Origin of the sequence: Stenotrophomonas rhizophila, assembly GCF_000661955.1 — a bacterium.
GTDB classification, from domain to species: Bacteria; Pseudomonadota; Gammaproteobacteria; order Xanthomonadales; family Xanthomonadaceae; genus Stenotrophomonas; species Stenotrophomonas rhizophila.
In genome coordinates, this window is sequence record NZ_CP007597.1 from 2,832,466 (window position 1) to 2,845,592 (window position 13,127).

A 13,127-nucleotide genomic window follows, 5' to 3' on the forward strand; every position below is an offset into this window, starting at 1 on the left:
TGCACCGGGCGCTTAGGCAGCGGCGACGCACGTGCACAGGGAATCCCCGCGCCCAGCGCGCGGGTGCGCAGACCCCGCAACCGCCCGGCCCGATCGCCATGCAGACCCCGCAACGCGTTGCAGCACAAGGGCTACCCACACTTACCCGGACAGCCGGCGGGCCGACTGAGCACGCCACGCCAGCATTCAGCCACAACCTGTTCTAGAATTACGCGGCTTAACGCCGGATTTCCCCATGCCTTTCGTTGTCACCGAAAACTGCATCAAGTGCAAACACACCGATTGCGTGGAAGTGTGCCCCGTGGATTGCTTCCATGAAGGCCCGAACTTCCTGGTGATCGACCCGGACGAGTGCATCGACTGCACCCTGTGCGAACCGGAATGCCCGGTCAACGCGATTTTCCCTGAAGACGACGTGCCCGCCGGGCAGGAAGCGTTCGTCGCCCTGAACGCCGAGCTGGCCAAATCCTGGCCGGTGCTGACCGTGCGCAAGGACCCGCCCGCCGACGCCGGCGAATGGGACGGCAAGCCGGACAAGCTGCCGCTGCTGGAACGCTGAGCCGCGGCCAGCCGCAAACGAAAAAGGGCGCCGAGGGCGCCCTTTTCGTTTCTCCAACCGGATCCCCGAACGAAAAAGGGCGCCCAAGGCGCCCTTTTTGTTTCCCCAACCGGATCCCCGGACGAAAAAGGGCGCCCAGGGCGCCCTTTTCGTTTCCCCAACCGGATCCCCGGTAGTGCCGGCCGCTGGCCGGCTGCCCTTCGCCCCAACGCCATCAGCGTCAGACCCGGGCAGGCACGCAATGCATCCCTGCCCGGCCAGCAACCGGACCTACCGCAGGTTTCCTTACGGAGCCAGCTTCGCCTTCAGCTCGCCCAGCAGCTTGGTCGGGGCGGCGCCGGTGGCCGGCAGGCCGCGCGGGTCCACAGCCGACACGTAGGCGCCGGCTTCAACACCGACCACGCGGACCAGGAAGTCGCTGCCTTCATAGGCCACGTCATAGGAGCCCAGCAGCTGTGCCTTGCTGGCGACCTTCACGCCGGCCACCGATTCCAGCGCGGTGCCGACCTTGCCGAACACCTCGTCCTTGCTGCCCGGCACGGTGAAGCCTGCGGCGTTGGTCGGAGCCTGGGTGGACGCTGCCGCCGGCGCGGGCTTGGCCGCCTGCGAGGCCAGCACCGGCACCTGGGCGGCCGGGCTGCCGCCCGGGGCGTTCAGGTCCGGCGGCACTTCCAGCGGGCGCATTTCCGGCGCCAGCGCGTAGTCGCCCTTGGCCCCGCGCTTGAAGCAACCGGTGGTACCCACGAGGGTGGCGGTAGCCAGGATCGCGAAGGACAACACGCGGATGGCGGAAACGGATTGACGCATGGGAATCTCCTGGGTGACCACGGGTGGTCAGTGGTTGGATAGTGCTTCCAGCGCACCGATATCGGTGGCCAGGTGTTCGGCAGCGGCATGGTGCGCCGCAGACAGGGACAGCAGCGGCAGGCGAAGCCCGTGGCCGATGCCGATCCGGCGCAGCAGGTCCTTCACCGGGATCGGATTGGACTCCACGCCGCAGAATTCATGGAACGGCTCCAGGCGGGCATCCCACGCCTCGGTTGCCTCGCGCTCGCCGGCCGCAGCCAGGTCGCACATGCGTCGGTATGCGCCCGGCAAGGCATTGGAGCCCACCGAGATCAAGCCATCCACGCCGGACAGGATCGAGCGCGCCGCGGTGCCGTCATCGCCACTGAGAACGGCAAAATCGGCCGAACGCAGCGCCAGCAGGGCCTGCACGCGGCCCACATCGCCCACCGCTTCCTTGATGCCCACGATGTTCGGGTGGGCAGCCAGCACGGCCACGGTCTCGGGCAGCATGTCGCAGCCGGTCCGGCCGGGCACGTTGTACAGGATCACCGGCAGCCCGCCCTGGTCGGCGACGGCGCGGTAATGGGCGATGAGCCCTTCCTGGGTGGGGCGCACGTAGGGCGGGGTCACCACCAGCGCATGGGTGGCGCCGCTGGCGGCCGCCCGGCGGGTCTGTTCGATGGTTTTCGCCGTGCCCGACAGGCCCGTCCCGGCCAGCACCGGGATGCGCCCGGCCACGGTTTTGACCGCGCTGCGCAGCAGCTGGTCGTACTCGTCGTCGGACAGGGTAGCGGCCTCGCCGGTCGAACCGGCAACCACCACCCCGTGAACGCCACCCTCCAGTTGCAGATGCAGCAGGCGCTGCCAACCGTCGGGATCCAATGCGCCATTGGCCTTGAAAGGCGTGGCCAGCGCGGTGATGAGACCGGAAAGGGACAAGGAAACGTTGCTCGGAAGAAAGGGGGAACCCGGCGGGCCTAAACGCCGGCCGGATGTACGTTGCATGTTACTTGCGGGTCGAAAGCACGGGCAAGTATGCTGGACTCCGGCGAACGTGCCGTCGCCGGCCGTTCAGACTCACCTTGCATCACCCGGAACCCTCTTGACCGACACCACGCCGCGGCCTGCGCCGACCGAAAACCATCTCCTGATCAACGCCTACACGACGCATCCGGAGTCCCCCCTGCTGCCCGTCACCCGGCGTATCTCCGACAGCGGTTGCAACCTGGTCGATGCACGCCTGGCCACGGTGGGCCGCGACGTCTCGGTGACCGCGCTGGCCACCGGCTCGTGGGACGCGGTGGCCAAGCTGGAAGCCATGCTGACCCGGCTCGAGCGCGAAGAGGGCCTGAAGCTGGTGTGGTACCGCACCGGTGCCAAGCAGGCGCAGTCCAACCTGCTGCCGTACATCGTGGAAGTGATCGCCGCCGACAAGCCGGGCATCCTGTTCCAGCTGGCCGATTTCTTCGACCGCCAGGGCATCACCATCGAGAATCTGCAGAGCACCCGCTACCGGGCGATGCAGACCGGGGCGGAGATGTTCTCGGCACAGGTCACCATCGGGGTGCCGGCCAACATGCACATCGCCGCGCTGCGCGACGATTTCCTCGAGTTCTGCGACCACCTGAACCTGGATGCCATCATGGATCCGATGAAGTTCTGATCGTTCGCGCGTTCGTCACGGGCGCGCAGCGTTTCATGCAGTTGTAATGGCACGACCCCAGGATCCGGAAAGGAACCCATGAACGACGGCGACACCCTGGACAGCACCACCCTCGCACTGCCGCTGGCGTTGTCCGGCGGCGAGCACACCTCTCTCGGCGCACTCGCCGGCCAGTGGCTGGTGCTGTACTTCTACCCGAAGGACAGCACCCCGGGCTGCACCACCGAAGGCATCGACTTCAACGCCCTGCTGCCCGAATTCACCCGCCTCGATGCGCGCGTGTTCGGCGTCTCCCGCGATTCGGTCAAATCCCACGACAACTTCTGCGCCAAGCAGGGCTTCGCCTTCCCGCTGATCAGCGATGGCGACGAAGCGCTGTGCACCGCCTTCGACGTGATCAAGCTCAAGAACATGTACGGCAAGCAGGTGCGCGGCATCGAGCGCAGCACCTTCCTGATTTCGCCCGACAGTCGTATCGTGCAGGCGTGGCGCAAGGTCAAGGTGGCCGGCCACGCAGACACCGTCCTTGAAGCCCTGAAGGCCGCGAAAACCCAGTGACCAACCTGCACCCCCCAATGGCCATCACCCTGCCCTGCAGGCTGTGATGGCTTGTCCCTGTTCTGCCACCAGGAAATGACGATGACCCGAGGCAAGCGCATCTACGTTCTGGATACCAACGTGCTCATGCACGATCCGACCGCGCTGTTCAAGTTCGAGGAGCATGATGTCTACCTGCCGATGCAGGTGATCGAAGAGCTGGACAACGGCAAGAAGGGCACCACCGAGGCCAGCCGCAACGCGCGCCAGGTCAGCCGTTTCCTCAACGAGCTGGTGCAGGCCTCGGGCCTGGACAACCTGGCCGACGGCATTCCGCTGCTTCGGCCCAACGGGCTGCAGCTGCGCGGCAAGCAGAGCGTGGGTCTGCTGCGTTTCCAGACCAGTCATTTCGACGCGGGCAAGAGCTTTGGCGCGGTCATCCCGGACAACGCCATCCTCGGCGCGATCCTGGCGCTGAAGGAGCAGATCCCCGAGATCCCGGTGGTGTTCGTTTCCAAGGACATCAACCTGCGGATCAAGGCGGCCATCGCCGGCATCGTGTCCGAAGACTACGAAAACGACCGCGCGCTGGACGATTTCAGCCTGCTCTACACCGGCGCCACCGAACTACCGGAAGACTTCTGGAAGAAGCACACCGACAACCTGCGCAGCTGGAGCGACAAGGGCCGCACCAGTTACGAAATCATCGCCAGCGAAGACGAGAGCTGGCACCCCAACCAGTACGCCTACCTGCCGGGCGACGATGAAGTCGAACTGCGCGTGGCCAAGGTGGACGGTGACAAGATCACCCTGTCGCTGGTCAACGACTTCCGCCACGGCAGCCACGCGGTGTGGGGCATCAGCGCGCGCAACCGCGAGCAGAATTTCGCCCTCAACGCGCTGATGGACCCGGAGATCGATTTCGTCACCCTGCTCGGCACCGCCGGCACCGGCAAGACCCTGCTGGCGCTGGCCGCCGGCCTGGCCCAGACCATGGACCAGCAGCGCTACCGCGAAATCATCATGACCCGTGCCACGGTCAGCGTCGGCGAGGACATCGGCTTCCTGCCCGGCACCGAGGAAGAGAAGATGACGCCGTGGATGGGCGCGCTCACCGACAACCTGGAAGTGCTCACCCACACCCAGGAAGGCGGCGCGTGGGGCCGTGCGGCCACCAACGACCTGATCGCCAGCCGGATCAAGATCCGCTCGCTGAACTTCATGCGCGGGCGCACCTTCCTGTCGCGCTACCTGATCCTGGACGAAGCACAGAATCTCACCCCCAAGCAGATGAAGACCCTGATCACCCGTGCCGGCCCCGGCACCAAGATCGTCTGCCTGGGCAACGTCGAACAGATCGACACCCCGTACCTGACCGAAACCACCTCGGGCCTGACCTACGCGGTGGACCGCTTCAAGAACTGGCCGCACAGCGCCCACGTCACGCTGCGTCGTGGCGAGCGTTCGCGCCTGGCCGATTACGCCTCGGAGGTGTTGTGAGCCGTTCCCTGTCCCGTGCCGTCCTGCCGCTGGCGCTTGCTGCGCTGGCGGCCGCCTGCACGCCTGCCAACGTCCGCCCGGGCGCCAGCGTGCCCACCGCAGTCAAGACCGGCCAGTCCTGGGTGGTCACCCGCCCGGTGATCGCCGCCCAGGTGCTGGACACCTGCTCACGTTCCAGCCCCGGCCGCGAGGCCGGGGCTGTCACCGGCTACTGGGCACCCAGCCGCCAGCAGGTGGAACAGCTGGAAGCCCAGCTGCCCGGCCTGGACGCCCAGGTGCCCCATGCGGCCGATTTCGACCGGCAGTACGTCGGCATCGAGATGGGCGGCAAGCAGCTGATCTACCTCAACGCCTTCCATCTGCCCGACGGCACCGATATCGACCCGGCGCGCGACGCCATCCGGGTCTGTGACGGCGGGGCGCAGTTCTGGGGCGCGGTGTTCGATCCGGCCACCGGCACCTTCTCCGATGTGCAGTTCAACGGCCCGCCGAAGGGCCGTTGAGCATGGCACTGACCGTGCCGCGATGAGCCGCCCGCACGCCGGATGAGCATCCGGCTTCCGACCTGGGTATGGATCGGTGCGATCGCGCTGTCCTGCGTGGCCGGCATGGTCAACGTGGTCGGCTTCCTGGGATTCGAACACCAGGCGGTAAGCCACATGACCGGCACCACCAGCCAGCTTGGCATGGCGCTGGCACAACGCGACTGGCGCGTGGTCGGTCATCTGTGGGGCCTGCTGATCGCGTTCTGCCTGGGCGCGATGCTCAGCGGCATGATCGTGCAGGACAGCACCCTGCAGCTGGGCCGCCGCTATGGGGTGGTGCTCACGCTGGAATCGCTGTTGCTGCTGGCCGCCATCCCGCTGTTCAAACAGCAACAGATCTGGGGCGCACTGGCCGCGGCGATGGCCTGCGGGTTGCAGAACGCCATGGCCACCACCTTCAGCGGCGCGGTGGTGCGCACCACCCACCTCAGCGGCATGTTCACCGACCTGGGCATCGGCCTGGGCCACCTGCTGCGCGGGCTGCCGTTGCCGATCCGACGCTTGACCCTCAGCGGGCTGATCGTCAGCGGCTTCCTCGCCGGCGGCGTCCTGGGCGCATGGCTGTTCCTGCGCTGGGGGTACGACGCGCTGCTGGCCCCTGCCCTGCTGACCGGCTGCACCGGCCTGGGCTACATGCTGTTCCAGCAATGGCGGCGGTGGCGCCCGCACTGAGCAGCACGCCAGCGGCAAACATTGCACAATCGCCGCATGACCCCCTCTTCTCCCGTTTCCGCCCTCACCATCGCCGGCTCCGACTCCGGCGGTGGCGCCGGTATCCAGGCCGATCTCAAGGCGTTCGCCGCCCACCGCGTGCATGGCCTGTCGGCGATTGCCGCGCTGACCGCGCAGAACACCCGCGGCGTCACCGCGGTCCACGTACCGCCGCTGGCGTTCCTGCAGGCACAGATCGACGCCTGCTTTGCCGACTTCGACATCCACGCCGTGAAGCTGGGCATGCTGGCCAATGCCGAGGTGATCGGGCTGGTGGCCGATGCGCTGGAGAAGTACCGCCCCACGCACGTGGTGCTGGACCCGGTGATGGTGGCCACCAGCGGTGCCAGGCTGCTGGAGGACAGCGCGCTGCACGCGATGCGCACGCGCCTGCTGCCACTGGCCACGCTGCTGACCCCGAACATTCCCGAAGCGGAGCTGCTGCTCGGCCGTCCCATCACCAGCGCCGACGAAGCCGAGGATGCCGCTGCGGCCCTGCTCGATCTGGGCACCGGCGCGGTGCTGCTGAAAGGCGGCCATTTGCACGAGGGTGCGCGCGTGGTCGATCGCTACTTCGACGGCGTCACCCGCGACGAATTCATCCACGCCCGCCTGCCGGTGGACGCCCATGGCACCGGCTGCACGCTGGCCTCGGCAATCACCGCGCAGTTGTGCCAGGGCCTGTCGTTGCCCAATGCCTGTGAAGCAGCCATCGACTACGTCGCCCGCGGCCTGCAGGGGGGCTACTACCCGGGGCGCAGCGAAGTGCTGGTGATCGACCACTTCGGCGCGGCGCGCCCGGCATGATCGAGGCGCTGACGTTGCCGGTCGTGGCCGCCGACGACCACCGTTTCGACCTGCTGGCCCGCGTGCCGGCGCAGCCACGCGCGTGCTTGCTGTGGTTGCCGGCACTGGGCGTGGCGGCACGCCATTACCTGCCGTTGGCCGATGCGCTGGCCGCGTACGGCATCGCCGTGTACCTGCACGAGTGGCGCGGCAACGGCAGCAGCAGCCTGCGCCCCTCGCGCACGCAGGACTGGGGCTATCGCGAGATCCTCTACCACGACCTGCCGGCCAGCCTGGCCGCACTCCCGCGGGACGGCGCCGCGATGGACACCCTCATCGGCGGGCACAGCCTGGGCGGGCAGCTGGCCTGCTGCTTTGCCGGGCTGCACCCGGCGGTGTTCCAGCGCGTGTGGCTGGTCGCCAGCGGCACGCCGTACTGGCGCACCTTTCCCGGCCCACGCGGCTGGACGCTACCGTTGATCTACCGCTTCCTGCCCTGGCTGGCGCAACGCCAGGGCGTGCTGCACGGGCGTAGGCTGGGGTTCGGTGGCACCGAGGCACGCGGCCTGATCGGCGACTGGGCCCGGGTCGGGCTGACCAATCATTACGCCGGCGTCGGCATCACCGACGACCTTGAAGCCGGCCTGCGCACCGTGCGCGGCCGCGCCACGGCCGTGGTGATGGCGCAGGACTGGCTGGCGCCGGTCCCTTCGATGCAGGGCCTGCTGGCCAAGCTGCCGCAGGTGCAGGCCACGCTGCGCGTGCTCGATGCGGCGACGCTGGGAACCGATGCGGATCACTTCGCGTGGATGAAATCGCCGCAGGCCGTGGCCACGCTGCTTTTTCATTCATTTGAGTGAAGTTCTTCACAAAGGCGTTGACGAATGCGGCCCACATCCGCATAATTCCGCTCCTGTTGACGCGCCCGTAGCTCAGTTGGATAGAGTACCTGGCTACGAACCAGGCGGTCGGGAGTTCGAATCTCTCCGGGCGCACCATCAACAGGTTGCCAACTCCGCCGTTGGCATCAGCAGTACAACGTGATGTAAATGCGCCCGTAGCTCAGTTGGATAGAGTACCTGGCTACGAACCAGGCGGTCGGGAGTTCGAATCTCTCCGGGCGCACCATTACATCGCACAGCAGGCTCGCCTGCCATCCCGTCGAACGTGGCAACACGTACGGCAGGACGCACAACCAGACAATGCAAATGCGCCCGTAGCTCAGTTGGATAGAGTACCTGGCTACGAACCAGGCGGTCGGGAGTTCGAATCTCTCCGGGCGCACCATTGCATCGATGAAAAACGGCAGCCCTGGGCTGCTGTTTTTTTTTGCGTTCCGCATCGGCCAACGCGCGTCGACCGACCCCGACCAACGAACGACCGCGTAGTGCCGGCCGCTGGCCGGCCCGTCATGATCCTCGAACAACCACGCGTAGTGCCGGCCGCTGGCCGGCTCGTCATGACCCTCGAACAACCACGCGTAGTGCCGGCCGCTGGCCGGCTCCCCCTGCCCCTCGAACAAACACGCGTAGTGCCGGCCGCTGGCCGGCTCGTCATGAACGCTGGGAGATTTGCGTGGAGCCGGCCAGCGGCCGGCACTACGGAATGCTGGGATCGCGTGGAGCCGGCCAGCGGCCGGCACTACCGAATGCTGGGATCGCCTGGAGCCGGCCAGCGGCCGGCACTACCGCATTGGCCTGCGACGCCTATCGCGCGATCATCCGCGCGGCGCTTGCGCCTGCAGCTGCGCCATCACCAGCCGGTCGGCCTCATGCGGCATCTGCGGCGCGGCGCAGCGCGCGCCGGCAGGACCCTCCTGCGCAAGCCAGTCATCCACCACCCCACCCAGCAGATCCAGCCGCAACGGCAGCGTAATGTGGTCTTCGCCGCGCATTTCGATGTAATGCACGCGCGGGCTGGCCAAGGCCAGCCGTCGGCCTTGGTCCACCCGCACGTGCTGATCATCCTGCCCGTGCACCAGCAATACGCAGGCACGCGTGTCGGCCAGCGCGCCGGCCACGTCGACGCGATCCAGGTCCAGGTCCAGGCGCTGGCTGGCCGCGGCAATCACCGCGTCGATGTCCTGCCCGCCGTAGCGCCAGCGCCCGTAGGCGGCCATCGCCTGGGCCTTCCACGCGCTGGGCTGCAATGCCATCAGGTGCGGGATCATGCTGCGGATGGCATCGCCGGCGTTGGCAAAGGACTCCATCGCCACCACGCCGCTGACCCGGTCGCCCAGCTTGTCGGCGGCAAACACCGCCGTGGCCGCGCCGTAGGACACACCGAACAGGTACAGCGGCCCCACCACTTCGCCGCGCGCCTGCAGCGCATCGATCACGTCGATCACATCGTCCGACTCGAACGTGCCATAGCCCGACGGACCCGCACCGGAATGGCCATGGTTGCGCAGGTCGATGGTGACCACGCGGTAGCCGGCCTGGGCCAGTTGCAACGACCACGGCAGCATCGCATCGCCGTTCATCATCCAGCCGTGCAGCAGCACCACGGTGCCGCGCGGCGGCTGCGCGCGGAACGGCATAGGCAGCGCCAACGCAAGCCCGGTCTGCAGCGGCTCGCCGTTCTCGTGCTGCTGGGCCAGGTACTGGTAACGCAGCCCGTACTGGCCCGGGTCGAACGCCCGCCAGAAGATCGGCACGCCGGCCCGGCTGGTGACCCGGCCATGCCGGTTGGGCACACTGTCCACCGCTGCGGCAATGCCCGCGGTGTCCAGCAACGTGGACACGCCACCGGGCGCGACCAGCCGGTCGCTGAGCGAGGTCGAGGCAGCGGTGGAGGTGAGCGAGGAGCAGGCAGCCAGCCACAGGCCGGCCCCGGCCAGCAACAACAGCAGCAGGCGCTTCATGAGGGACACACGGGAAACCAGATTGAGCCCGGCAGGGTACCGACCGATGCCGAGGCGCTCTATCGCATCCACATGACCGTGCGATGACAGCGCAGCGGCGATTCAGCTTGACCGCACCGAGCCAGGCGCCCTATCCCAACCAGCTCTGCATCGTCGGCCACCAGCCGGCCATCACCACCGGACCCTGCATACGCGCCCGCCACCAGCGCAGCGCAGCCCCCTCCTCGCCCGGCCGCCAGGCCAGCCAGAAGGTCTCGTCGGGCTTGGGCTCTTCCACCTGCTTGATCACCAGCCGGCCCTGCTGCACCGCCTGCTGCACGTACGGCGCCGGCAGGAAGCCGAACCCCAGCCCGGCGCATTGCAGGCGGAACTTGCTGACCGTATCGGGCACCGTCACCGTCTCCTGCCCCATCAGCAGGCCCACCGTGCGCGGCAGCAACCGCCGCGCCGAATCGGCCACCGCGATCGCACAGTGGGCCGCCAGCTGCTCGCGCCCCAACGGCCCGGGCGCCGCCGCCAGCGGATGCGAGGGCGACACCGCGAACACGAATTCCACCACGCCCATCGGCTCCACCACGTAGCCGCCACCACTCGGCCCTTCGCCAGCCGCGCCCACCAGCAGGTCCGCGCGACGATCCAGCAGGGCCTCCCAGGTGCCCGACAGCGACTCGCTGATCAGCCGCACGCGGGTCTGTTCGGCCACCGCATTGAACGCGCGCACGTCCTCGGCCAACAGCGCCGGCTGGAACATCGAGTCCACCGCGACGGTCAGCTCCGCTTCCCAGCCCGAGGCCACCCGGCGCACCCGCATCTCCAGCTCGCGCGCCGCACGCAGCAGGTGCCGCCCCTCTTCCAGCAGCGCCTGCCCGGCCTGGGTCAGCTGCGCGCGCGGGCCCACCCGGTCGAACAGCTGCACGCCCAGGTCCTGTTCCAGCTTGGACACCGTGTAGGAAATGGTCGACGGCACCTTGTGCAGCGCCTTGCCGGCGGCCGCGAACGAGCCGCGGCGGTCGATGGCGTCCAGGATCTGCAGGGCATCCAGGCTGAGCTTGAGCATTCGAATTTTTCGATGATGGCTTGCGAAACTATCCGTTTTTCAAACCCCAGGCGCAAGCGGATACTGGCGCCAACAGGAAAGGGACGCGGCAAACGCCTCCCTGACCACCATCGAAACCATCGAATACCCGAGGAGATCCACCATGCTGCAGATCCGCAAGAGCACTACCCGTGGCAAGGCCGACCATGGCTGGCTGAACTCCATGCACACCTTCTCCTTCGCCAACTACTACGACCCGCGCTACACCAGCTTCGGCCCGCTGCGGGTGATCAACGAGGATCGTGTGCAGGGCGGCCAGGGCTTCGGCACCCACAGCCACGCCAACATGGAGATCATCTCCTACGTCCTCGGCGGCGCACTGGAGCACAAGGACTCGATGGGCACCGGCTCGGTGCTGCGCTACGGCGACGTGCAGCGCATGAGCGCCGGCAGCGGGGTCAGCCACAGCGAGTTCAACCATTCGGCCAACGAGACGGTGCACTTCCTGCAGATCTGGCTGTTCCCCGACCAGGAGAACATCGCCCCGAGCTACCAGGAGACCCATTTCGCCCCCGAGGCCAAGCGCGGCCAGCTGCGCCTGATCGCCGCCAAGGATGGGCGTGACGGCGCCTTGCTGATCCACCAGGACGCCAACATCTACGCCACGATCCTGGACGGCAACGATCGCGTGCAGCTGCCACTGGCCCCGCGTCGCGGCGTCTATGTACAGGTGGCCCGGGGCCAGGTGCAGGTCAACGGCATCCCCCTGGACACCGGCGACGCGCTGCAGATCAGTGACGAGGCACAGGTGACGCTGGAAAACGCCACCGATGCCGAAGTGCTGGTGTTCGACCTGCCCCTGTAAGCCGGTGCGATGCACGCAGGCGGCCCCGACCCGATCGGGGTCGCCTGCTGCGCGTCAGGCCGTGGGTACCGGCGCATCCGCGGCGATCAGCTGCTGCTGTTTCAGGTCGGCCCAGAACGCGGCCGGGATGGCGACCGACATCGAGGCCACGTTGGCCAGTACCTGTTCGGGCGTGCGCGCCCCGGGGATCACCGCCGACACCACCGCCGGCGCATCGGCGAACTGCAGCGCCGCGGTACGCAGGTCGACGCCGTGGCGGTCGCAGATGGCCTGCACCTTGGCGCGCTTGTCCGGCGCCCAGGCCGGCACTGTGCCGTCATACAGATACCGCTCGCGCCCGGCCAGATAGCCGGCCAGCAGCGGCGACCCCACCACCACCGACGCGCCGTGCGCGGCGATCTTCGGGAAGGTGTCGTGCAGGGCCTGGTCGTGGTCCAGCAGCGAGTACTGGCAGGCCAGCAGGAAGATGTCCGGGTCGGCCTCGGCGATCGCGCGCAGCGCAGGCTCGGGGCGGTTCACGCCGAATCCCCACGCCTTGATCAGCCCCTCTTCGCGCATGCGGGTCAACGCCGGCATCGCGCCCTTGGCCGCCTCGGCGAAGCGCTGCTCCCACGGCATGCCCAGGTCCTTCTCGTTGTCCGGGGACAGGTCGTGGATGAACACCACGTCCAGCTGCGACACGCCAAGCCGGTTGAGGCTGTCCTCCACCGAGCGGCGGGTGCCATCGGCCGAATAGTCGTAGCGGTAGTGGAACGGTGACGGTTCCTGCCACATCGTTTTCTGAAGTGCGCCCGTCGTGGCCGTCAGCAGGCGGCCGACCTTGGTCGACAGCGTGTACTCGCGTGCCGGGTGGTTGTGCAGGTGATGGCCGTAGCGGCGCTCGCTGAGGCCCAGCCCATACCAGGGCGAGGTATCGAAACAGCGCACGCCGGCCGCATATGCGGCTGCCAGCGTCGCCTCACTGATGGCATCGGTGGTGGCCGCAAAGCCATTGCCGATCGCCACTCCGCCCAGCCCCAGCCGGGTGTGCGGCCGGTAGCGCCCCGCCTGCCCCGCCGCGTTGGTGGCCAGCGTGCGCGCACTGACCTGCCCGCGCGTGGGCAGCACGCTGCCCGGGCCGGCGGCCTGGGCAAGCAACGGGGACGCCGCCAATGCGGCAGTGCCGACAGCGGCGGCGGAAAGAAACTGGCGACGTGCGTTCACGGCGACTCCTGCAGGGCGGACCAATACCCACCCTCGCATTCGCGCGGTGCACGCCATGCGTGGACGACGT

General features: G+C 67.9%; 14 protein-coding genes and 3 tRNA genes. 12 read left to right on the forward strand and 5 right to left on the reverse strand.

Going from position 1 to position 13,127, the window contains the following annotated elements; genetic code table 11:
- Positions 1–235 precede the first annotated feature (235 nt).
- A complete protein-coding gene (gene fdxA / locus DX03_RS12155; RefSeq protein WP_038689090.1) occupies positions 236–559 on the forward strand; it encodes a ferredoxin FdxA in 324 nt (107 codons plus the stop codon).
- 285 nt (positions 560–844) lie between these two features.
- Here the strand turns inward: fdxA and DX03_RS12160 are convergent, their stop codons facing one another.
- Positions 845–1,366 carry a hypothetical protein gene (locus tag DX03_RS12160; protein WP_038689092.1) on the reverse strand — a complete coding sequence of 174 codons (522 nt, stop codon included), beginning with the start codon at positions 1,364–1,366 and terminating at the stop codon, positions 845–847.
- Positions 1,367–1,393: 27 nt separating this feature from the next.
- Positions 1,394–2,287, reverse strand: a complete 894-nt coding sequence (gene dapA, locus DX03_RS12165) for a 4-hydroxy-tetrahydrodipicolinate synthase (protein WP_038689094.1) — start codon at positions 2,285–2,287, stop codon at positions 1,394–1,396.
- A 163-nt stretch (positions 2,288–2,450) separates the two neighbouring features.
- On the opposite strand from dapA, the gene DX03_RS12170 reads away from it, so the two are divergent.
- The 10 genes from DX03_RS12170 (at position 2,451) to DX03_RS12215 (ending at position 8,377) form a co-directional block, all read left to right on the forward strand.
- Positions 2,451–3,011 carry a glycine cleavage system transcriptional repressor gene (locus tag DX03_RS12170; protein ID WP_038689096.1) on the forward strand — a complete coding sequence of 187 codons (561 nt, stop codon included), beginning with the start codon at positions 2,451–2,453 and terminating at the stop codon, positions 3,009–3,011.
- A gap of 78 nt (positions 3,012–3,089) precedes the next feature.
- Positions 3,090–3,569: a peroxiredoxin gene (locus DX03_RS12175; RefSeq protein ID WP_038689098.1), complete on the forward strand. Its 480-nt coding sequence runs from the start codon at positions 3,090–3,092 to the stop codon at positions 3,567–3,569.
- A gap of 81 nt (positions 3,570–3,650) precedes the next feature.
- Positions 3,651–5,048, forward strand: coding sequence for a PhoH family protein (locus DX03_RS12180; RefSeq protein WP_038692321.1), 1,398 nt, complete (start codon positions 3,651–3,653; stop codon positions 5,046–5,048).
- A complete protein-coding gene (locus DX03_RS12185) occupies positions 5,045–5,551 on the forward strand; it encodes a hypothetical protein (RefSeq protein ID WP_425598275.1) in 507 nt (168 codons plus the stop codon). Before DX03_RS12180 ends, DX03_RS12185 begins: the two co-directional genes overlap by 4 nt.
- Positions 5,552–5,593: 42 nt before the next feature.
- Positions 5,594–6,265, forward strand: a complete 672-nt coding sequence (locus DX03_RS12190; RefSeq protein WP_038689100.1) for a YoaK family protein — start codon at positions 5,594–5,596, stop codon at positions 6,263–6,265.
- Positions 6,266–6,301: 36 nt separating this feature from the next.
- Positions 6,302–7,111 (forward strand): bifunctional hydroxymethylpyrimidine kinase/phosphomethylpyrimidine kinase, encoded by an 810-nt coding sequence (gene thiD, locus DX03_RS12195; RefSeq protein WP_038689102.1) that lies wholly within the window; start codon positions 6,302–6,304, stop codon positions 7,109–7,111.
- Positions 7,108–7,950: an alpha/beta hydrolase family protein gene (locus DX03_RS12200; RefSeq protein WP_038689103.1), complete on the forward strand. Its 843-nt coding sequence runs from the start codon at positions 7,108–7,110 to the stop codon at positions 7,948–7,950. Before thiD ends, DX03_RS12200 begins: the two co-directional genes overlap by 4 nt.
- 61 nt (positions 7,951–8,011) lie before the next feature.
- Positions 8,012–8,088, forward strand: a tRNA-Arg gene (locus DX03_RS12205).
- Between the two features lie 53 nt (positions 8,089–8,141).
- Positions 8,142–8,218: transfer RNA gene (locus tag DX03_RS12210), tRNA-Arg, on the forward strand.
- A gap of 82 nt (positions 8,219–8,300) precedes the next feature.
- Positions 8,301–8,377, forward strand: a tRNA-Arg gene (locus DX03_RS12215).
- Positions 8,378–8,807: 430 nt separating this feature from the next.
- On the opposite strand, the gene DX03_RS12220 is transcribed toward DX03_RS12215, so the two are convergent.
- The gene (locus DX03_RS12220; RefSeq protein WP_038689106.1) at positions 8,808–9,953 is read right to left on the reverse strand and encodes an alpha/beta hydrolase family protein; all 1,146 of its coding nucleotides are present in this window, start codon (positions 9,951–9,953) and stop codon (positions 8,808–8,810) included.
- Between the two features lie 130 nt (positions 9,954–10,083).
- A complete protein-coding gene (locus tag DX03_RS12225; protein WP_038689108.1) occupies positions 10,084–11,010 on the reverse strand; it encodes a LysR family transcriptional regulator in 927 nt (308 codons plus the stop codon).
- A gap of 142 nt (positions 11,011–11,152) precedes the next feature.
- Between DX03_RS12225 and DX03_RS12230 the strand changes: the two genes are divergently transcribed.
- Positions 11,153–11,854, forward strand: coding sequence for a pirin family protein (locus tag DX03_RS12230; RefSeq protein ID WP_038689109.1), 702 nt, complete (start codon positions 11,153–11,155; stop codon positions 11,852–11,854).
- A 54-nt stretch (positions 11,855–11,908) separates the two neighbouring features.
- Here DX03_RS12230 and DX03_RS12235 read toward each other — a convergent pair whose 3' ends face one another.
- Complete coding sequence (locus DX03_RS12235) at positions 11,909–13,057, reverse strand: aldo/keto reductase (protein ID WP_038689111.1); 1,149 nt, start codon at positions 13,055–13,057, stop codon at positions 11,909–11,911.
- Positions 13,058–13,127 lie beyond the last annotated feature (70 nt).

Bases quoted from the DNA above. Each gene is read 5' to 3' on its own strand.
- fdxA (WP_038689090.1), top strand. From the start codon at position 236: ATGCCTTTCGTTGTCACCGAAAACTGCATCAAGTGCAAACACACCGAT.
- DX03_RS12160 (WP_038689092.1), bottom strand. From the start codon at position 1,366: ATGCGTCAATCCGTTTCCGCCATCCGCGTGTTGTCCTTCGCGATCCTG.
- DX03_RS12175 (WP_038689098.1), top strand. From the start codon at position 3,090: ATGAACGACGGCGACACCCTGGACAGCACCACCCTCGCACTGCCGCTG.
- DX03_RS12180 (WP_038692321.1), top strand. From the start codon at position 3,651: ATGACCCGAGGCAAGCGCATCTACGTTCTGGATACCAACGTGCTCATG.
- DX03_RS12190 (WP_038689100.1), top strand. From the start codon at position 5,594: ATGAGCATCCGGCTTCCGACCTGGGTATGGATCGGTGCGATCGCGCTG.
- thiD (WP_038689102.1), top strand. From the start codon at position 6,302: ATGACCCCCTCTTCTCCCGTTTCCGCCCTCACCATCGCCGGCTCCGAC.
- DX03_RS12200 (WP_038689103.1), top strand. From the start codon at position 7,108: ATGATCGAGGCGCTGACGTTGCCGGTCGTGGCCGCCGACGACCACCGT.
- DX03_RS12220 (WP_038689106.1), bottom strand. From the start codon at position 9,953: ATGAAGCGCCTGCTGCTGTTGTTGCTGGCCGGGGCCGGCCTGTGGCTG.
- DX03_RS12225 (WP_038689108.1), bottom strand. From the start codon at position 11,010: ATGCTCAAGCTCAGCCTGGATGCCCTGCAGATCCTGGACGCCATCGAC.
- DX03_RS12230 (WP_038689109.1), top strand. From the start codon at position 11,153: ATGCTGCAGATCCGCAAGAGCACTACCCGTGGCAAGGCCGACCATGGC.